17 protein-coding genes are annotated in these 19,803 nt (G+C 71.0%); all 17 read left to right on the top strand.

All coding sequences use genetic code 11. From position 1 onward, the window contains the following. Window positions 1-291 precede the first annotated feature (291 nt). The 17 genes from GCL84_RS25065 (at window position 292) to GCL84_RS24985 (ending at window position 19,793) form a co-directional block, all read left to right on the top strand. Window positions 292-690, top strand: coding sequence for an NADH-quinone oxidoreductase subunit A (locus tag GCL84_RS25065; protein WP_156758001.1), 399 nt, complete (start codon window positions 292-294; stop codon window positions 688-690). A 15-nt stretch (window positions 691-705) separates the two neighbouring features. Continuing rightward, a complete protein-coding gene (locus tag GCL84_RS25060; protein WP_156758000.1) occupies window positions 706-1,254 on the top strand; it encodes a NuoB/complex I 20 kDa subunit family protein in 549 nt (182 codons plus the stop codon). A gap of 11 nt (window positions 1,255-1,265) precedes the next feature. Beyond that, window positions 1,266-2,087, top strand: a complete 822-nt coding sequence (locus GCL84_RS25055) for an NADH-quinone oxidoreductase subunit C (RefSeq protein WP_156757999.1) — start codon at window positions 1,266-1,268, stop codon at window positions 2,085-2,087. After that, the gene (locus GCL84_RS25050) at window positions 2,084-3,466 is read left to right on the top strand and encodes an NADH-quinone oxidoreductase subunit D (protein ID WP_156757998.1); all 1,383 of its coding nucleotides are present in this window, start codon (window positions 2,084-2,086) and stop codon (window positions 3,464-3,466) included. Before GCL84_RS25055 ends, GCL84_RS25050 begins: the two co-directional genes overlap by 4 nt. Further along, the gene (locus GCL84_RS25045) at window positions 3,463-4,329 is read left to right on the top strand and encodes an NAD(P)H-dependent oxidoreductase subunit E (protein WP_156757997.1); all 867 of its coding nucleotides are present in this window, start codon (window positions 3,463-3,465) and stop codon (window positions 4,327-4,329) included. Before GCL84_RS25050 ends, GCL84_RS25045 begins: the two co-directional genes overlap by 4 nt. A gap of 44 nt (window positions 4,330-4,373) precedes the next feature. Next, the gene (nuoF, locus tag GCL84_RS25040) at window positions 4,374-5,687 is read left to right on the top strand and encodes an NADH-quinone oxidoreductase subunit NuoF (protein WP_156758114.1); all 1,314 of its coding nucleotides are present in this window, start codon (window positions 4,374-4,376) and stop codon (window positions 5,685-5,687) included. After that, window positions 5,684-8,152: an NADH-quinone oxidoreductase subunit G gene (locus GCL84_RS25035; RefSeq protein WP_156757996.1), complete on the top strand. Its 2,469-nt coding sequence runs from the start codon at window positions 5,684-5,686 to the stop codon at window positions 8,150-8,152. Before nuoF ends, GCL84_RS25035 begins: the two co-directional genes overlap by 4 nt. Beyond that, on the top strand, window positions 8,149-9,447 hold the full coding sequence (gene nuoH, locus GCL84_RS25030; protein WP_156757995.1) for an NADH-quinone oxidoreductase subunit NuoH: 1,299 nt from the start codon (window positions 8,149-8,151) through the stop codon (window positions 9,445-9,447). The genes GCL84_RS25035 and nuoH overlap by 4 nt, the downstream gene beginning before the upstream one ends. Further along, on the top strand, window positions 9,444-9,968 hold the full coding sequence (gene nuoI, locus GCL84_RS25025) for an NADH-quinone oxidoreductase subunit NuoI (RefSeq protein ID WP_156757994.1): 525 nt from the start codon (window positions 9,444-9,446) through the stop codon (window positions 9,966-9,968). Before nuoH ends, nuoI begins: the two co-directional genes overlap by 4 nt. Continuing rightward, window positions 9,965-10,816, top strand: coding sequence for an NADH-quinone oxidoreductase subunit J (locus GCL84_RS25020; RefSeq protein WP_235926678.1), 852 nt, complete (start codon window positions 9,965-9,967; stop codon window positions 10,814-10,816). Before nuoI ends, GCL84_RS25020 begins: the two co-directional genes overlap by 4 nt. After that, the gene (nuoK, locus tag GCL84_RS25015; protein WP_156757993.1) at window positions 10,813-11,112 is read left to right on the top strand and encodes an NADH-quinone oxidoreductase subunit NuoK; all 300 of its coding nucleotides are present in this window, start codon (window positions 10,813-10,815) and stop codon (window positions 11,110-11,112) included. The genes GCL84_RS25020 and nuoK overlap by 4 nt, the downstream gene beginning before the upstream one ends. Before the next feature lie 24 nt (window positions 11,113-11,136). Continuing rightward, window positions 11,137-13,077 (top strand): NADH-quinone oxidoreductase subunit L, encoded by a 1,941-nt coding sequence (gene nuoL, locus GCL84_RS25010; RefSeq protein WP_156757992.1) that lies wholly within the window; start codon window positions 11,137-11,139, stop codon window positions 13,075-13,077. Window positions 13,078-13,097: 20 nt separating this feature from the next. Further along, window positions 13,098-14,702, top strand: coding sequence for an NADH-quinone oxidoreductase subunit M (locus tag GCL84_RS25005; RefSeq protein WP_456236907.1), 1,605 nt, complete (start codon window positions 13,098-13,100; stop codon window positions 14,700-14,702). Further along, window positions 14,702-16,300: an NADH-quinone oxidoreductase subunit NuoN gene (gene nuoN, locus GCL84_RS25000; protein WP_156757990.1), complete on the top strand. Its 1,599-nt coding sequence runs from the start codon at window positions 14,702-14,704 to the stop codon at window positions 16,298-16,300. Before GCL84_RS25005 ends, nuoN begins: the two co-directional genes overlap by 1 nt. 186 nt (window positions 16,301-16,486) lie before the next feature. Next, the gene (locus GCL84_RS24995; protein ID WP_156757989.1) at window positions 16,487-17,503 is read left to right on the top strand and encodes a polyprenyl synthetase family protein; all 1,017 of its coding nucleotides are present in this window, start codon (window positions 16,487-16,489) and stop codon (window positions 17,501-17,503) included. Between the two features lie 187 nt (window positions 17,504-17,690). Then, window positions 17,691-19,490 carry a sunset domain-containing protein gene (locus tag GCL84_RS30360; protein ID WP_235926675.1) on the top strand — a complete coding sequence of 600 codons (1,800 nt, stop codon included), beginning with the start codon at window positions 17,691-17,693 and terminating at the stop codon, window positions 19,488-19,490. 90 nt (window positions 19,491-19,580) lie between these two features. Then, window positions 19,581-19,793 (top strand): hypothetical protein, encoded by a 213-nt coding sequence (locus GCL84_RS24985; protein ID WP_156757988.1) that lies wholly within the window; start codon window positions 19,581-19,583, stop codon window positions 19,791-19,793. Window positions 19,794-19,803 lie beyond the last annotated feature (10 nt).

Raw genomic sequence — 19,803 nt, 5'->3', positions numbered from 1 at the left:
CAAGGCCCCAGGGCACGCAGGGCCACTACACCCGCACTGGCGAACCCACCCAGCCAGTCCCAATGAGAATCCTCACTCGAGGACCCCGCCTCACCCCCTGTGAGCGACGTCCTACACTGACCCAGGTTGCTTGTGAAGCCACCCACACCGCCTGCCCAGGCTTGTGAATGTTTTCACAAGCGACGGCCCGCGAGTACGGGTGCCGCGGTTAGGCCCGCCTAACAACAGGTGGTGCGACCAGGTCCCCATAGGGTTCGGCCGGAGGAAGCGGGAAAGGACGACGGAGTGGTCATGCTCGTAGCCCAATCTTCGGACGTGTCGTCGGACCTGGGGGTATACCTGCCCCTGGTCGTGATGTTCGCCCTGGCGGCGGTCTTCGCGGTCGGCTCGGCCCTGCTCGGGCCGCTGGTCGGTCCCAGCCGCTACAACCGGGCCAAGCAGCAGGCCTACGAGTGCGGCATCGAGCCCTCGCCGCAGCCCGTCGTCGGCGGCGGCCGCATCCCGGTCGCCTACTACCTGACGGCCATGCTGTTCATCCTGTTCGACATCGAGATGGTGTTCCTCTACCCGTTCGCGGTCACCGCGGACGTCCTCGGCCTGTTCGGACTTGTGGAGATCTTCTTGTTCATCGCGACGGTCGGCTTCGCCTACGCCTACGTGTGGCGGCGCGGCGGACTCGACTGGAACTGACGGGAGGCACGCGTCATGGGCATCGAAGAGAAAATCCCCAACGGAATCCTGCTGGTCAGCGTCGAGAAGCTGGTCAACTGGGCGCGCAAGAACTCGCTGTGGCCCGCGACCTTCGGGCTGGCGTGCTGCGCGATCGAGATGATGACCAGCGGCGGGCCGCGCTACGACCTCGCCCGCTTCGGCATGGAGGTCTTCCGGGCCTCCCCGCGCCAGGCCGACCTGATGATCGTCGCGGGCCGGGTCACCAACAAGATGGCCCCGGTGCTGCGCCAGATCTACGACCAGATGCCCGAGCCGCGCTGGGTGCTGGCGATGGGCGTGTGCGCCTCCTCCGGCGGCATGTTCAACAACTACGCCGTGGTGCAGGGCGTCGACCACATCGTCCCGGTCGACATGTACCTGCCCGGCTGCCCGCCGCGCCCGGAGATGCTCATCGACGCGATCCTCAAGCTGCACGCCAAGATCGCCGACGAGCCGATCAACGCCACCCGCGCGGCGCTGCTGGCCGAGCAGGGCCACCGCACCGAGCTGATCGCCTCCACCAAGAAGTTCGCGAAGAAGTGAGCTGACCGACGATGGCTGACGAACCCACCACACCAGAAGAGCCCAAGGCCGACGTCCCCGGCCGCGAGATCGGCGGCGAGGACTCCTCCGCCCAGCAGCCCGACGCGGGGCTTCAGGCCACCGCCCCCGGCACCGCGGAGGCCAAGGCCCCGCTGGTCACCGGCCGCGAGCGCCAGGGCATGTTCAACATCTCCGGCTCCGGCGACACCTCCGGCTTCGGCGGGCTCAAGCTCCCCGCGTACTCCCCGGCCCCGGCCGAGCGCCCCTACGGCGGCTGGTTCGACGAGCTGGCCGACGACCTGGCCGCCGCCATGGCCACCCGGGAGATCCCGGCCGAAGCGGTGCAGCAGGTCACCGTCGACCGCGGCGAGATCACCTTCTACGTCGCGGGCGAGCACCTGCTGGAGCTGTGCCGCGCGCTGCGCGACGAGCCCGCGCTGCGGTTCGAGCTGTGCAGCTCGGTGTCCGGGGTGGACTACGGGGTCGACGTGCCGCAGCGGCTGCACTCGGTCTACCACCTGACGTCGATGACCTACCGGCGGCGCATCCGCCTCGAGGTCGCCATCGACTGGCCCGCCGCCGAAGGCGCGCCGAGCACGGTGCCCACGGTCCAGTCCGTCGTGGAGGTCTACCCCACCGCGGACTGGCACGAGCGCGAGGCCTACGACATGTTCGGCATCGTCTACGAAGGCCACCCGGCGCTGACCCGCATCCTCATGCCGGACGACTGGGACGGCTACCCCCAGCGCAAGGACTACCCGCTCGGCGGCATCCCCGTCGAGTACAAGGGCGCGGAGATCCCTCCGCCCGACCAGCGGAGGTCGTACTCGTGACCACCGGCAACAACCTCTCCGACGCCACCACCGGCACCGACACCAGCCCCGAGGGCAGCGACAGCCGCTCCGAGGCGTTCCCCGCGCCGGAGCGCGAGACCACCGAGGGCAAGGTCTACACCGTCACCGGCGGCGACTGGGACGACGTCCTCGAGGACGCCAGCAACGACGAGCGGATCATCATCAACCTCGGCCCGCAGCACCCGTCGACGCACGGCGTGCTGCGGCTGGTGCTGGAGCTCGAGGGCGAGACCGTCACCCAGGCCCGCTCGGTGATCGGGTACCTGCACACCGGCATCGAGAAGAACACCGAGTACCGCACCTGGACCCAGGGCGTCACCTTCGTGACCCGGATGGACTACCTGGCGCCGCTGTCCAACGAGGCCGCGTACTGCCTCGCGGTGGAGAAGCTGCTCGGGGTCGAGGCCCCGCGCCGCGCGCAGGTCCTGCGGGTCATCCTGCTGGAGATCAACCGGATCAGCTCGCACCTGGTCGCGCTGGCCACCGGCGGCATGGAGCTGGGCGCGCTCACCGCGATGACCTCCGGGTTCCGCGAGCGCGAGGAAGCGCTGCACCTGCTCGAACACCTCACCGGCCTGCGGATGAACCACGCGTTCATCCGCCCCGGCGGCCTCGCCCAGGACTTCCCGGCCGACTACGAGGTCAAGATCAAGGAATTCCTGCAGGTGATGAACAAGCGCCTGCCGGACTACGACAAGCTCCTGACCGGGCAGCCGATCTGGCGCAACCGGCTCAAGGACGTCGGCTACCTCCCGGTCGACGCCTGCCTCGCGCTGGGCATCACCGGCCCGGTGCTGCGCAGCGCGGGCCTGGCCTGGGACCTGCGCAAGGTCGAGCCGTACCTGGGCTACGAGGAGTACGACTTCGAGGTCCCGACGGACACCGCGGCCGACTCCTTCGCGCGCTACCTGCTGCGGCTCGAGGAGATGCACCAGAGCCTGCGGATCATCAACCAGGCGCTCAAGAAGCTCGAGCCCGGCCCGGTGATGGTCGAGGACCAGAAGATCGCCTGGCCCGCCAAGCTCAGCATCGGCTCCGACGGCATGGGCAACTCCCTCGAGCACGTCCGCAAGATCATGGGCCAGTCCATGGAGTCGCTGATCCACCACTTCAAGCTGGTGACCGAGGGCTTCCAGGTCCCGGCCGGGCAGGTCTACGTGCCGGTCGAGTCCCCGCGCGGCGAGCTCGGCTACCACGTCGTCTCCGACGGCGGCACGCGCCCGATGCGGGTGCACGTGCGCGAACCCAGCTTCGTCAACCTGCAGGCCATGCCCGCGATGAGCGAGGGCGGCATGATCGCTGACGTCATCGCGGCCGTCGCCTCGCTCGACCCGGTGATGGGGGGATGTGACCGATGACCGGCAGCAACACCGGTTCCACCTACGGCGGCTCCAGCGTGGGCGCCGGGACGACGCACCAGGAGACGGTGGGCGACACCGACGTCCTGGGCATCTCCCCGGTCGCGGCCGAGCACCTCGTCACCGAGTTCGTCGAGGACCTGAGCGTCTTCGACGGCATCGTGGCGAAGGCGCGCGCGATCGTGCTGCGCTACCCGGACTCGCGCTCCGCGCTGCTGCCGATGCTGCACCTGGTGCAGTCGGTGGAGGGCAGGGTCAGCCAGGCGGGCATCCAGTTCTGCGCCGCGCAGCTCGACCTGGCCCCGGCCGAGGTCTCCGCGGTGGCGACCTTCTACACGATGTACAAGCGCAAGACCTGCGGCGAGCACCTGGTCAGCGTCTGCACCAACACGCTCTGCGCGGCGCTGGGCGGCGACGACATCTACAACAAGCTCGGCGAGCACCTGGGCGAGGACGGCAAGAAGCTGGGCCACAACGAGACCGTCGGCGAGCCCGGCGCTCCCGGCTCGGTCACGCTGGAGCACGCCGAGTGCCTGGCGGCCTGCGACCTCGGCCCGGTCATCCAGGTCAACTACGAGTACTTCGACAACCAGACCGCGGACTCGGCCGTCGCGCTCGTGGACGCCCTGCGGGCGGGCGAGAAGCCCGCGCCCACCCGCGGCGCGCCGCTGCGCGACTTCCGCACCGCGGAACTGGAGCTGGCCGGGTTCTGGCCCGAGGACGAGGCCGACTACCGGGCCTCTGTGGACGGTCCCAGTGCCGCGGTGGAGACGCTGCGCGGCGCGAAGCTGGCCGAGGACCGCGGGTGGACGGCCAAGCCGTACCCCGCCAAGGCCCCGCTGCCGGAGGTGGAGAAGAAGTGACAACCCCGAACACTCCCTCTCAGAATCCCACCGCTGAGCCGACTATCAACAAGCCCGCTCCGGTCACGCCCGTGCTGACCAAGCGCTGGCTGTCGCCGACGTCGTGGTCGCTCAAGACCTACGAGCAGCTCGAGGGCTACTCGGCGCTGCGCAAGGCGCTGGGCGGCACCCCGGAGCAGATCGTCGAGCTGGTCAAGGCGTCCGGCCTGCGCGGCCGAGGCGGCGCGGGCTTCCCCGCGGGCGTCAAGTGGTCGTTCATGCCGCCCAACGAGGACAAGCCGCACTACCTGGTGATCAACGCCGACGAGGGCGAGCCGGGCACGTGCAAGGACATCCCGCTGATGATGGCGGACCCGCACTCGCTGATCGAGGGCTGCGTCATCGCCTCGTACGCGATGCGCGCGCACCACTGCTTCATCTACGTGCGCGGCGAGGCCCTGCACTGCATCCGCCGCCTCAACGCGGCGGTGCGCGAGGCCAAGGCCGCGGGCTACCTGGGCCGCGACATCCTCGGCTCCGGGTTCGACCTGGAGATCGTCGTGCACGCGGGCGCGGGCGCCTACATCTGCGGCGAGGAGACCGCTCTCCTCGACTCGCTGGAGGGCCGCCGCGGGCAGCCCCGCCTCAAGCCGCCCTTCCCGGCGGCGGCGGGCCTCTACGGCGCGCCCACCACGATCAACAACGTCGAGACCATCGCCAGCGTTCCCTTCATCGTCAACGGGGGCGCGGACTGGTTCCGCACGATGGGCACCGAGAAGTCGCCCGGCCCGAAGATCTACTCGATCTCCGGCCACGTGACCAACCCCGGCCAGTTCGAGGCGCCGCTGGGCACCACGCTGCGCGAGCTGCTGGAGATGGCCGGGGGCATGAAGGACGGCGTCCCGCTGAAGTTCTGGACCCCGGGCGGCTCGTCGACCCCGATGTTCACCGCCGAGCACCTCGACGTCCCACTGGACTTCGAGGGCGCCGCGGGCGCGGGCTCGATGCTGGGCACCACCGCGGTCATGGTCTTCAACGAGACCGTGTCCGTGCCGTGGGCGGTCATGAAGTGGAGCCAGTTCTACGAGCACGAGTCGTGCGGCAAGTGCACGCCGTGCCGCGAGGGCACCTACTGGCTGACCGGCATCCTGGAGCGGATGCTCGACGGCAAGGGCACCCCGGGCGACATCGACACGCTGCTGGACATCTGCGACAACATCCTCGGGCGCTCGTTCTGCGCGCTCGGTGACGGTGCCGTCAGCCCGATCACCAGTGGCATCAAGTACTTCCGGGACGAGTTCCTGGCGCTGTGCGCGAAGAACACGGGCGACCAGAACGCCGCGACCGCGTCCCCCGCACTGGCTGGAGCGCACTCATGACGATCGCGCCGGAGAACCCCACCACGGACAAGGCCCCAGTCCCCGAGGGCCACGTCCGCCTCGTCATCGACGGCGTCGAGGTCGACGCGCCCAAGGGCGAGCTGATCATCCGCACCGCGGAGCGCCTGGGCATCACGATCCCCCGGTTCTGCGACCACCCCCTGCTCGACCCCGCGGGCGCCTGCCGCCAGTGCCTGGTCGAGGTGGAGGTGGGCGGGCGGCCGATGCCCAAGCCGCAGGCCTCCTGCACCCTCACCGTCGCCGACGGCATGGTGGTCAAGACGCAGGTGACCTCGCCGGTGGCGGACAAGGCCCAGCAGGGCGTGATGGAGCTGCTGCTCATCAACCACCCGCTGGACTGCCCGGTCTGCGACAAGGGCGGCGAGTGCCCGCTGCAGAACCAGGCGATGGCGCACGGCCGCACCGAGTCCCGCTTCGTCGAGACCAAGCGGACGTTCCCCAAGCCGCTGCCGATCAGCACCCAGGTGCTGCTCGACCGCGAGCGCTGCGTGCTCTGCCAGCGCTGCACCCGGTTCTCGGCGCAGATCGCGGGCGACCCGTTCATCGAGCTGCTCGAGCGCGGCGCCCAGCAGCAGGTCGGCATCGCCGAGGAGAAGCCGTTCCAGAGCTACTTCTCCGGCAACACCATCCAGATCTGCCCGGTCGGCGCGCTCACCTCCGCCGCCTACCGGTTCCGGTCGCGCCCGTTCGACCTGGTGTCCACCCCCGGCGTCTGCGAGCACTGCTCGTCGGGCTGCGCGGAGCGCACCGACTGGCGGCGCGGCAAGGTCATGCGCAAGCTGGCCGCGGACGACCCGGAGGTCAACGAGGAGTGGCTCTGCGACAAGGGCCGCTTCGCGTTCCGCTACTCGGGCGCGGCCGACCGGGTCAAGCGCCCGCTCGTCCGCGACGCCGAGACCGGTGAGCTGGTCGAGACGAGCTGGACCGACGCGCTGCAGGTCGCGGCCGAGGGCCTGCTCAAGGCGCGTGCGGGCAAGGGCGCCGCGGTGCTCACCGGCGGCCGCCTGACCGCCGAGGACTCCTACGCCTACGCCAAGTTCGCCAGGATCGCGCTCAAGACCAACGACATCGACTTCCGCGCCCGGCCGCAGTCGGCCGAGGAGCTGGAGTTCCTGGCCTCGACGGTCGTGGGGACCACCCCCGAGACCGGCGTGACCTTCGCGGCGATCGAGCAGGCCCCCGCGGTGCTCTGCGTGGCCTTCGAGCCGGAGGAGGAGGCGCCGATCGTGTTCCTGCGGCTGCGCAAGGCGGTCCGCAGGAACAAGACCAGGGTCTTCCACATGGGGCAGTGGACGACCCCGAGCGTCGAGAAGACCTCCGGCACCCTGCTGGCCTGCCCGCCCGGGGCCGAGCCCGCCACCCTGGACGGCCTGTCCGACAACGACCCGGGCGTCGTCATGGCCCTCGCGGGCACGGGCTCGGTCATCCTGGTCGGCGAGCGCGCAGCCACCGTGCCGGGGCTGTTCACCTCGGTGCTGCGGCTGGCCGCGGCCACCGGGGCCCGGATCGCCTGGATCCCCCGCCGCGCCGGTGAGCGCGGCGCGCTGGAGTCCGGCGCCGCGCCGACCCTGCTGCCCGGCGGACGCCTGGTCAGCGACCACAAGGCCCGCGCCGCGGTCGAGCAGGCATGGGGCCTGGCCGCGGGCGCGCTGTCGCCCGCCCCCGGCCGCGACACCGACAGCATCCTGTCGGCCGCCTCGGTGGGCATGCTCGACGCGCTGGTGATCGGCGGTGTCGACCCGTTCGACCTGGCCGACCCGCAGCTCGCCGAGCGGGCGCTGACCACCGCCGGGTTCGTGGTCAGCCTGGAACTGCGGCACAGCGCGGTCACCGCGCACGCCGACGTCGTGCTGCCCATCGCCCCGACGGTCGAGAAGTCCGGCTCCTTCATCAACTGGGAGGGTCGGGTCCGCGAGTTCGGCAACACCCTGGAGGGCACCGGCGCGCTGCCGGACTGCCGGGTGCTGGACTCGCTGGCGGTCGAGATGGACGTCGACCTGTTCACCCAGACCCCGGCGGCCAGCGCCGCGGACCGGGCCCGGCTCGGCTCGACCGCGCGCACCGCGCCCGCCCCGGCCACCACCGCGGCCGCCCCCGCCGCCCCCGGCCCCGGGCAGGCCGTGCTGGCGAGCTGGCGGATGATGCTGGACGCCGGCTCGCTGCAGGACGACGAGCCGCACCTGGCGGGCACCGCCCGCCCCGTGGTCGCGCGGTTGTCCGCCGCCACCGCCAGCGGCCTCGGCCTCACCTCGGGCGCGCCGGTCGAGGTGTCCACCGGCCGCGGTTCGCTCACGCTGCCGCTGGCCATCGCCGACCTGCCCGACGGCGTGGTCTGGCTGCCCGCGAACTCGCCCGGCTCGGCGACCCGCCGGGTGCTCGGCGCAGGCCACGGCGACGTGGTCGGTCTGGGAGTCGGCACGGTCCACGCTGGAGGCAACGCATGACCAGGGCAGAACTGCTCGCGGACGACCCGCTCTGGCTGATCCTGGTCAAGGCCGTCGCACTGCTGCTCATCGGCATGTTGATGACCCTGTTCATGATCGTCATGGAGCGCAAGGTCGTCGGCCGCATGCAGAACCGGCCCGGTCCCAACCGGGTCGGCCCCGGCGGTTGGCTGCAATCCTTGGCGGACGGCTTGAAGCTGCCGTTCAAGGAGCAGGTCATCCCGGACTCCGCGGACCGGAAGGTCTACTTCCTGGCCCCGATCCTGTCCACGATCCCGGCGTTCCTGGCCCTGTCGGTGATCCCGTTCGGGCCCGAGGTCTCGATGTTCGGCGAGCGCACGGTGCTGCAGCTCGTCGACCTGCCGGTGGGTGTGCTGGTGACGCTGGCCTGCTCCTCGGTCGGCGTGTACGGCATCGTGCTCGCGGGCTGGGGGTCCGGCTCGCCGTACCCGCTGCTGGGCGGCCTGCGCTCGGCGGCGCAGGTGATCTCCTACGAGATCGCGCTGGGCCTGTCGCTGGTCGCGGTCATCCTCTACACCGGCTCGATGTCCACCGGCGACATCGTCGACGCGCAGGCGGACGGCTGGTACTTCTTCCTGCTGATCCCCAGCTTCGTCATCTTCGTGATCTCGATGGTCGGCGAGACCAACCGCGCCCCGTTCGACCTCCCCGAGGCCGAGTCGGAGCTGGTCGGCGGCTTCCACACCGAGTACTCGTCGATGAAGTTCGCCCTGTTCTTCCTGGCCGAGTACGTCAACATGGTCATGGTCTCGGCGTTCTGCACCACGCTGTTCCTCGGCGGGTACATGGCCCCGTGGCCGCTGTCGGCGATCAACGACAACATGTTCAACACCGGCTGGTGGCCCATGTTGTGGTGGCTGGGCAAGACGCTGATCTTCCTGTTCCTCTTCATCTGGCTGCGCGGCACGCTGCCCCGCCTGCGCTACGACCAGTTCATGCGGCTGGGCTGGAAGGTCCTCGTCCCGGCCAACCTGGTCTGGATCGTGCTCGTGGTGGCGCTGCGCGCGTTCCGCAACGAGGCCGACATCTCCGCGGGGACCATCCTCACCGCGGGCGGCATCGTGCTGGTCGTGCTGATCGGCCTCAGCTTCCTGCTGCCGGAGCGCTCGGTGCCCGACGACGAGGACCGCGTGCCGGTCACCGGCGGCGGTTACCCCATCCCGCCGCTGGACCTGGTGGTGCCGGACAAGGCGGAGCTGGCCAAGCCCGCCAGGCAGCGCCGCAAGCGCCAGACCGCGTCGGTTGGCGCGGCCGAGAAGGAGACCGACCAGTGAGCATCTTCGACCCCTTGAAGGGGTTTGGGGTGACCTTCGGGACGATGTTCAAGAAGGTCGTCACCGAGGAGTACCCGGAGAACTTCCCGGGCACCGCGCCCCGCTACCACGGCCGCCACCAGCTCAACCGGCACCCGGACGGGCTGGAGAAGTGCGTCGGCTGCGAGCTGTGCGCGTGGGCCTGCCCCGCTGACGCGATCTTCGTCGAGGGCGGGGACAACACCGACGACGCGCGGTTCTCCCCCGGCGAGCGCTACGGCGCCGACTACCAGATCAACTACCTGCGCTGCATCGGCTGCGGCCTGTGCATCGAGGCCTGCCCGACCCGGTCGCTGACCATGCTCAACGACTTCGAGCTGGCCGACGACGACCGCCAGCGGCTGATCTACACCAAGGAGCAGTTGCTCGCGCCGCTGCTGCCGGGCATGGAGCAGCCGCCGCACCCGATGCGCCTCGGCGACAACGAGCAGGACTACTACGTCAACGGTCCGCAGCTCGCGCGCGAGGAGGGGACGAAGTGAGCGCCGCCCTCATCCTCGCGCAGGACCTCGCCCAGCAGTCGGCCACGCTCAGCACCGGTGAGGCCGTCGCGTTCTGGGTCCTCGGCCCGGTCGCCCTCGCGGGCGGCCTCGGCATGGTCTTCGCCCGCAACGCCGTGCACTCCGCGCTGTTCCTGGTCATGACGATGCTGTCGCTCGGCTGCCTCTACATCGTCCAGCAGGCCCCGTTCCTGGGCCTCGTGCAGATCGTCGTCTACACCGGCGCGATCATGATGCTGTTCCTGTTCGTGCTCATGCTCGTCGGCCGCGACGCCTCCGACTCGGTGGTCGAGGTGCTGCGCGGCCAGCGGCTGTGGGCGGGTGTCCTCGGCGTCGGGCTCGCCGTGCTCATCGTGGCCGCGCTCGCCCGCTCGCTCGAGGGCGTCAGCGACCAGGGCTTGGCCGAGGAGAACGCCGCCACCGGCCCCGGCAACGTCGGCAACATCGGTCGGCTGATCTTCACCGACTACCTGTTCCCGTTCGAGCTGACCTCGGCGCTGCTGATCACCGCCGCCGTCGGCGCGATGATCCTGGGCTACGTCGACCGGCACACCCGCGGCCGCAAGACGCAGAAGGAACTGGTCGAGGCCCGCTTCCGCGGCGAGCACGACCGCCCGTCGCCGCTGCCCGGCCCCGGCGTGTTCGCCACGTCGCACTCGGTGGCCACCCCGGCACTGCTGCCTGACGGCTCGGTCGCCCCGGAGTCGCTGTCCCGGCTGATCGACTCGACCGCGGCCGACAAGCTCGACGCCGAGCGCAAGTCGGTCGCGGGCACCGGTCCGCAGGCCGAGTCCCGCGCGCTCGCGCCCCGCGAGGAGGAGGCGGAATGACGCCGACGTACTACCTGCTGCTCTCCGCGCTGCTGTTCACCATCGGCGCCGTCGGCGTGCTGGTGCGGCGCAACGCGATCGTCGTGTTCATGTGCATCGAGCTGATGCTCAACGCGGTGAACCTGACCCTGGTGACCTTCGCCAGGCTCAACGGCGACCTGCACGGCCAGGTCATGGGCTTCTTCGTCATGGTGGTCGCCGCGGCCGAGGTCGTGGTCGGCCTGGCGATCATCCTGTCGATCTTCCGCACCCGCCGGACGGCCTCGGTCGACGACTCCAACCTGCTGAAGTACTAGGCGGCCGCGGTGGAAGGAAACCTGGTGACTACAACTCTCGCGGAGGGTGTCGTCGACGCCTCCGGGGCAGCGAGCGCGGCGTGGCTGCTGCTCGCGCTGCCCGCCCTCGGCGCCGCGGTCCTGCTGATCGGCGGGCGGCGCACCGACAAGTGGGGGCACCTGCTCGGCAGCGGCACCGTCATCGCCGCGTTCGCACTGGCCGTGGTCACGTTCTTCGGAACCGACTTCGCCCAGCAGCACAACCTGCACCTGTGGGACTGGATCTCGGTCAACCAGCTCGTCATCGACTTCGGGCTGCGGATCGACGCGCTGTCGATCACCTTCGTGCTGCTGATCACCGGTGTCGGATCGCTGATCCACATCTACTCGATCGGCTACATGAACCACGAGCTGCGGGACAGGCGGCGGTTCTTCGCCTACCTGAACCTGTTCGTCTCGGCCATGCTCCTGCTGGTCCTGGGCAACAGCTTCGTGACGCTCTACTTCGGCTGGGAGGGCGTCGGCCTCGCCTCCTACCTGCTCATCGGCTGGTACCAGGGCAAGGACTTCGCGGCCACCGCGGCCAAGAAGGCGTTCCTGATGAACCGCGTCGGCGACGTCGGCCTGGCGCTGGCGATCTTCCTGATGTTCAAGAACTTCGGGTCGACCCAGTACACCGAGGTCTTCGCCGCCGTCGGCGACGCACCGACCGGCCTGATCGTGGCGATCGGCCTGCTGCTGCTCCTCGGGGCCTGCGGCAAGTCGGGCCAGTTCCCGCTACAGGCGTGGCTCCCGGACGCGATGGCGGGCCCGACCCCGGTGTCCGCGCTGATCCACGCGGCGACGATGGTCACCGCGGGCGTCTACCTCATCGCCCGCTCCAGCCCGATCTACTCGCTGCCGCAGGCCGCGGACGCCCGACTGGTCGTCATGATCATCGGCGCGGTCACCATCCTGATCGGCTGCGTCATCGGCTGCGCCTACGACGACTTCAAGAAGGTCCTGGCGTACTCGACGGTCAGCCAGATCGGCTACATGATCCTGGCGGTGGGCCTCGGCCCGGCCGGGTACGCCTTCGGCATCCTGCACCTGATCACGCACGGCTTCTTCAAGGCCGGGCTGTTCCTCGGCGCCGGGTCGGTCATGCACGCCATGAACGACGAGGGCGACATCCGCCGCCTCGGCGGGCTGTGGAAGAAGATGCCGATCACGTTCTGGACCTGGACGCTGGGCTACCTGGCGCTCATCGGCTTCCCGTTCCTGTCCGGGTTCTTCTCCAAGGACGAGATCATCAACGCCGCGCTCGGCCAGGAAGGCCCGCGCGGCTGGATCTTCGGCGGCGTGGCGCTGCTGGGCGCGGGCCTGACCGCGTTCTACATGACCCGGCTGCTGATCCTGGTCTTCCTCGGCAAGGCCCGCTGGACCGGCCTCAAGTCCGCTGACGGCAAGGACTACCACCCGCACGAGTCCCCGACCACGATGACCGTCCCAATGATCATCCTGGCGGTCGGCTCGGTCGCGGGCGGCTTCATCCTGTCGATGGTGCTGCCGGACTTCCTCGTCCCCGCCATCGGCGAGGTCCAGGAGACCCACGGTGCGCTCTCGCACACCATGGTCGGCATCCTGGCCGTCGCCATCTCGGCGATCGGCGCGGGCATCGCCTACCTGATCTTCGGCCGGAGCGAGCAGCCGGTCGAGCGCCCCCAGCGGGTGACCTTCGCGGTCCGCGCCGCGCGCGCCGACCTGTTCGGCAACCACCTCAACGAGGCGCTGTTCGCCCGCCCGGGCACCTGGCTGACCCGGGCGCTGGTCTACGTGGACAACCGCGGGGTCGACGGCCTGGTCAACGGCATCGCCGCGGGCCTGGGCGGCAGCTCCGGCCGGTTGCGCCGCACCCAGACCGGGTTCGTCCGCTCGTACGCGCTGTCCATGCTCGGAGGGTCGATCCTGGTGGTCGCCGCACTGCTGGTGGTGAGGTTCGCGTGACTTCGTCCTCGAATTCGTGGCTGTTGGCAGCGCTCCTGCTGCTGCCCCTGGTCGGCGCGGCGGTGGTCACCGGGCTGCGCGGCAACGACCGGGTCGCCAAGCTGACCGCGCTCGGCTTCTCGCTGGCCGAGTTCGCGCTCGCCATCGGCGCCTGGATCGCCTACGCGCCCGACGGCGCGCGCATCCAGCAGCACTTCTCGTTCGACTGGATCCCCGCGTTCGGGGTGCACATCTCCTTCGGCGTCGACGGCATCGCGCTGGTGATGATCGCCGTCATCGGCCTGCTGGTCCCGCTGGTGATCGGCGCGGGCTGGGCGGAGAAGCTGCCCGAGGGCCGCACCGCGGGCGGGTTCTTCGCGCTGATCCTGCTGGAGCAGGCGCTGACGGTCGGCGTGTTCGCCGCGACCGATGTGTTCCTGTTCTACGTGCTGTTCGAGATCATGCTGATCCCGATGTACTTCCTGATCGGCTCCTACGGCGGGGCGCGCAGGCAGTACGCGGCGGTGAAGTTCTTCCTGTACTCGTTCCTCGGCGGCCTGATCATGCTGGCCTCGGTCATCGCGCTGTACGTGATGAGCGCCGACGAGCTCGGCGGCCAGGGCACCTTCGACTGGGCCACCCTGGTCCAGACCGTCAGCGACGCGCCGCTGTCCACCCAGATCTGGCTGTTCCTCGGCTTCTTCATCGCCTTCGCGATCAAGGCGCCGCTGGTCCCGCTGCACACCTGGCTGCCCGACGCCACCGCCGAGGCGCCCATCGGCGTCGCGGTGCTGCTCGTCGGCATCCTGGACAAGGTCGGCACCTTCGGGTTCCTGCGCTACCTGCTGCCGCTGTTCCCGGCGGCCAGCGAGGCGCTCACCCCGCTGGTGCTCGTGCTCGCGGTGGCCGGAGTCATCTACGGCTCGCTGCTCGCGGTCGGCCAGTCGGACATGAAGCGGTTCGTGGCCTACGTCTCGATCGCCCACTTCGGGTTCATCGCGCTGGGCATCTTCGCGTTCAGCTCGCAGGCGATGACCGGCTCGGTGACCTACATGGTCAACCACAGCATCGCCACCGGCATGCTGATCCTGGTCATCGGCATGGTCATCGCGCGCGGCGGCTCGTCGCGCATCGCCGACTACGGCGGCATGGCCAAGCTGACCCCGCTGCTGGCCGGGACGCTGCTGATCGCGGGCCTGGCGTCGCTGTCGCTGCCGGGCACCAGCTCGTTCATCTCCGAGTTCCTGGTGCTCGTCGGCTCGTACCCGAACGCGCCGGTCTACACGATCATCGCCACCGTCGGCATGGTCTTCGCCGCGCTCTACGTGCTCTGGCTCTACCAGCGGATCATGCAGGGCCCGCTGCGCGGCGCCGCGCTCGTGGGCGCGACCGGCGGGGCCGCGCCCGCGACGGTCGAGGGCGGTGGCGGCGTCGCCGTCGCGACCGAGCCGGAGACGAAGAAGATCCTCGACCTGAACAGCCGGGAGAAGTGGGTGCTGGCCCCGCTCGTCTTGCTGATCGTCGGCCTGGGGCTCTACCCGAAGCCCGTCCTCGCCACCGTGCAGCCCTCAGTGGACGCCACGATGTGCGCGGCGGGCCAGACCGACCCGGTCCAGTCCGCAGAGAGGCAGCTGCAGTGTCCGTGATGTCCTCGGCCCTGTTCTTGGCGCAGGGGGGCGGCCCCCTGGCGCCCGCACCCGCACCGGAGTTCTCGATCGACCCGCCCGCGCTGACGGCGGTCTGGCCGGTCCTTATCGTGCTCGGCGCGGCCTGCGTCGGCGTGCTGTTCGAGGCCTTCCTGCCGCGCCACCAGCGCTGGCCCGCGCAAGTCATCCTGTCGCTGCTGGCCCTGGCCGGGGCCGGGGTCGCGCTGGCGACCTACCTGACCGACGCCCCGGCCGGGGGTGAGACGGCGATCTTCGACGCCCTCGTGGTCGACCGGCCCGCCCTGTTCCTGTGGGGCACGCTGCTGGCGCTGGCGCTGGGCTCGGTGCTGCTCATCGCCGACCGCTCGGTCGAGCCGGGCGGCGCGTTCGTGGCCACCGCGGCCATCCGGCCCGGCACCGTGCAGGACCGGGCGCAGGTCACCGCGACCGGCATGCAGACCGAGGTCTTCCCGCTGACGCTCTTCGCGCTCGGCGGCATGATGATCTTCTGCGCCTCGAACGACCTGCTGACGATGTTCATCGCGCTCGAGGTGCTGTCGCTGCCGCTGTACCTGATGTGCGGCCTGGCCCGGCGCCGTCGCCTGCTCTCGCAGGAGGCGGCGGTCAAGTACTTCCTGCTCGGCGCGTTCGCCTCGGCGTTCTTCCTCTACGGCGTCGCGCTGCTCTACGGGTACGCGGGATCGGTGCGGCTGAGCGAGATCAGCGCGGCCACCGCGGGCAGCGACCGGTCGGACACGCTGCTGTTCGCGGGCATGGGCCTGCTGGTCGTCGGCCTGCTGTTCAAGGCGTCGGTCGGCCCGTTCCACACCTGGACCCCGGACGTCTACCAGGGCGCGCCGACCCCGATCACCGCGTTCATGGCCGCCTGCACCAAGGTCGCCGCGTTCGGCGGCATCCTGCGGGTGCTGCAGGTGGCGTTCGAGTCGACGAGCTGGGAGTGGCGCGGCGTCCTGTGGGGCGTGGCGATCGTGTCGATGGTCATCGGCGCGATCCTGGGCCTGACCCAGACCGACGTGAAGCGCATGATCGCCTACTCGTCGGTGGCGCACGCGGGCTTCCTGCTCATCGGCGCCATCGCGCTGACCGAGAAGGGCCTGTCCGCCACGCTGTTCTACCTGCTGACCTACGGCTTCACCACGCTGGCCGCGTTCGGCGTGGTCAGCCTGGTCCGCGACGGCTCCGGCGAGGCGACGCACCTGTCGCAGTGGGCGGGCCTGGCCAAGCGCTCGCCGCTGGTGGCCGGGGTGTTCACCTTCATCCTGCTCGCCCTGGCGGGCATCCCGCTGACCAGCGGGTTCGTCGGCAAGTTCGTGGTGTTCGAGGCCGCGATCGACGACGGGATGGCGCCGCTGGTGGTCGTCGCCCTCATCGCCTCGGCGGTGGCGGCGTTCTTCTACCTGCGGGTCATCGTGCTGATGTACTTCAGCGAGCCCGCGGCCGACGGCCCCACGGTGACCGTGCCCGGCGCTTTCACCACCGCGGCCATCACCCTGGGCGTCCTGGTCACCCTGCTGCTGGGCCTGGCTCCCTCGTTCGCCCTGGACTGGGCGGCGGGCGGGGTGTTCGCAGGCCGGTAGCGGCCACCGCACCACCGGCGGGGCCGGGCACCCACCACGGGCGCCCGGCCCCGCTGTCGTCGGCAGGGGCGCTTGTGGCTTAGACCACGTCGGCCCGGGCCGGGACACCTGCGCGCGGTGGGCGGGCACCCGGGCAAAGTACGCTCGTTCGCGCAGCATGCCCCACCTGATCAGGAGTGCCCCGCCGTGACAGCCACCGAGAACTCCGCCCAGCCGGACCTGCCCGCCTCGCTCGGGCTCGACTCGGCCGACCCGGAGCTGATCGAGCGCGTGGTCGGCGGCCTGGCCCAGGTCGAGGACCTGCTCCGGTCGATCGTGCACAGCGACGTCGACTTCGTCGACCAGGCGGCCCTGCACCTGGTCAAGGCCGGGGGCAAGCGCTTCCGCCCGCTGTTCACCCTGCTCTCGGCCGAGGTCGGCTCCGGGATCGACGAGAAGGTGGTCACGGCGGCGGCCACGGTCGAGCTGGTGCACCTGGCCACGCTGTACCACGACGACGTCATGGACGAGGCCACCATGCGCCGGGGGGAGACCAGCGCCAACGCCCGCTGGGACAACTCCATCGCCATCCTCACCGGCGACTTCCTGTTCGCGCACGCCTCGATGCTGGTGGCCGACCTGGGCGCGCGGGCGACCAAGGTCATCGCCGAGACCATGCGCGAACTGGTCACCGGGCAGATGCGCGAGACCGTCGGCCCCCGCGACGACGACCCGGTGGAGCACTACCTGTCGGTCATCGCGCAGAAGACCGGCTCGCTGATCGCCACCTCCGGCCGTTACGGCGGCATGTTCTCCGGTGCCACCGACGAGCAGACCGACGCGCTGGTCGCCGTCGGCGACATCATCGGCGCGGCCTTCCAGATCTCCGACGACGTCATCGACATCGCCTCCCCGGCGCACGAGTCCGGCAAGACGCCGGGCACCGACCTGCGCGAGGGCGTGCGCACGCTGCCGATGCTCTACGCGCTCGAGGACGACGAGGACCCGCGGCTGACCGAGCTGCTCGCAGGCCCCCTGCACGACGACGACCTGGTCGAGGAGGCGCTGATCCGGCTGCGCAAGTCGACCGGCCTCGACCGCGCCCGCCGCACCCTGGACACCTATGTGGACCGGGCGATGGCGGAGCTGGAGGTCCTGCCGACCGGACCGGCGCGCGACGCGCTGGCGCTGCTGACACGGTATGTGGTCGAGCGGACGCGTTGAGCCACCACCTTCGTGGCCGCACTGTGACGAAGTGGGGAAAAAGTACTCTGCACACCGTCTGCTCACCAGGCCGCAGTAGCCTTCCCCCCTAGGTCGAGCCGCGGACAGCGGCTTTCGAAACACGACCTAGGCTTGGCAACCGTTCACCGCGCTATCGAAGGCGCGGGCCGGGAGGGAGACGTCGGCGATGCCGTTCTTCGGGCAGGTGTGGGTGTGGAGCCTCGCCGGGTTCCTCGTTGGCGCCCTGCTGTGCTGGCTCCTGATCGCCAACCCGGCTCGCAAGCGCGAAGCCGTCCTCACCGACAAGCTCGCCGACCTCCGCCGCAAGCAGGCGCTGGACGAGGTCGGCGAGGTCGCGACTCCGACCGCCTTCGCCGACGAGCACGACCGCGACAGCCACGGGCGCGACGACCGCGACCAGGACGGCTACGGCCGCGACGAGTTCGACGACCACCACCGCGCCGACCGGGACGACCGGGACGACCGGGACGACCGGGACCGCGACGACTACGACCGCACCCCCGGCGACCTGTTCGACGAGCCCGAGCGCCAGCAGGCCGCGCAGGCCCCCGGGGCCGCCGAGGCCACGACGTTCCTCCCCGCCGCGCGCGACGACCACCCGGCCCAGGACGACGAGTACGACCGCGACCGCGGCGACCTCGCCCACTTCGGCGACCTCGCCGACCTGGCGGGCGCCCGTGACGTCCCGGCCCCCCACGACGCCGTCGACGACGAGGACGACCGCCCGCGCGGCGAGCACGGCCTCGAGGCCGACCGCGACGACTGGTTCGCCGGTCGCGACGGCGGGCCGCGCCCCGCCGCCGGGGTCGACGACGAGCGCCCGGACGACGACCGCATCGACGGCACGCTCGACGTCGACGGCGCGGGCGGCACCGTCTTCACCCAGCACACCGACCGCATCCCGGCCGCGCTGATCGACTCGCTCGACGAGTCCCGCGAGCAGCAGCCCGAGCCCGGCGCCGTCGACCACCCCGAGGCGTCGGACGACTTCCTGCAGCCGGACGACCTGCGCGAGCCGGAGCGGTCCGCGCACGACAAGCCGCTGCCCCGCCGCCGCATCCTGGGGTCGCAGCCCGACGAGCCCGAGCCGGTCGCCGCCGTCGAGGACCCGGTCGACGACGACCTCGACGACGAAGCCCTGGTCGACGACCTCGACGGTGACGACGACCTGGACCAGGACCTCGACGAGGTGCTGCCCACCGACCGCGGCCACCGCCTCGCCGCCCCGCTGCTGGGCGGGGACGCCGCCGCGGAGACCAGCATCGTCCCGCGCGTGGTCGACGAGCCGCGGCCCGAGCCGACCCCGCCGCTGCCCAAGCGCGCGCCGCGGACCGCGCCCGCCGCCGAGAAGACGGTGTTCGCCCAGCCGGAGACCGAGACCCAGCCGGAGCCCGAGCCCGTCGCGGACTCGACGCTGCCGCAGAACTCCTCCGCCTCGTACACGGCCCCGGAGCCGCAGCGCCCCGGCGGCCCGCTGCCCAAGCGCACCCCGGCCAAGCCGCGCACCCGGGTCCCGTTCGGCGTCCAGACCGGCGCGCTGGACGGCAAGGAGCACCCGCTGCCCGCCGCTGTGGTGGCGGAGATCCCGCCGGAGCCCGACGACGCGCAGGGCGGCCGGGAGCGGTCGCTGTTCGAGCCGATCGTCCCGGTCGACCACCAGCCCGCCAAGGAGCCCGTCGCCGCCGCCGTGGCCGCCGCCCCCCAGCGCCGCCGCAGTGGCAGGGCCCCGCACACCACCGGGGTCGGCGGCGTGGACCCGTTCGTCCCGCCCGGCCCCTTCGGCCCCGGGTCGGCCATGCCGCTGCCGGGCGGGCGCCCGCCATCGGGCGAGTTCACGATCAAGGCCAGCGTGACCGCCCTGCGCTACTGCTCCCCGGAGTCGCCGAAGTTCGACCGCACGGTCGCCGAGGTCTGGTTCCGCTCGGTCGACGACGCCGAACGGGTCGGTTTCCGACCGCTCCCGTGAGCCTGCTGGCGAACCACCCACCGAACTGGTAGTCACAGTCGCGGGCGTCGGACGGTCCGCTGCGCCCGCTGTGCCGAGGAGGCCCAACCCGTGCGGCGACCGGTCCTGATCATGCTGATCCTCTTGGCGCTCGGCGCCCTGCTGGCGCTGCTCCGGCCGCGGCAGCACCCCGCCCCCGCCCTCCAGGCACCCCGCTCGGACGACGGCGCGTGGGTCGACAACACCCCGACCACGGAGATCCCGGTCCTGCGCGCCCCCAGCACCACCGTGACCATCTCCGGCACCCTCGACGACGTGCTCTGAGCCCGCTGAC

It is taken from the genome of Actinokineospora pegani (assembly GCF_009745975.1).
In the GTDB taxonomy this organism is placed as follows: Bacteria; Actinomycetota; Actinomycetes; order Mycobacteriales; family Pseudonocardiaceae; genus Actinokineospora; species Actinokineospora pegani.
The sequence above is the reverse complement of the archived record's forward strand: the minus strand, read 5'-3'. Positions and strand labels throughout refer to the sequence as shown.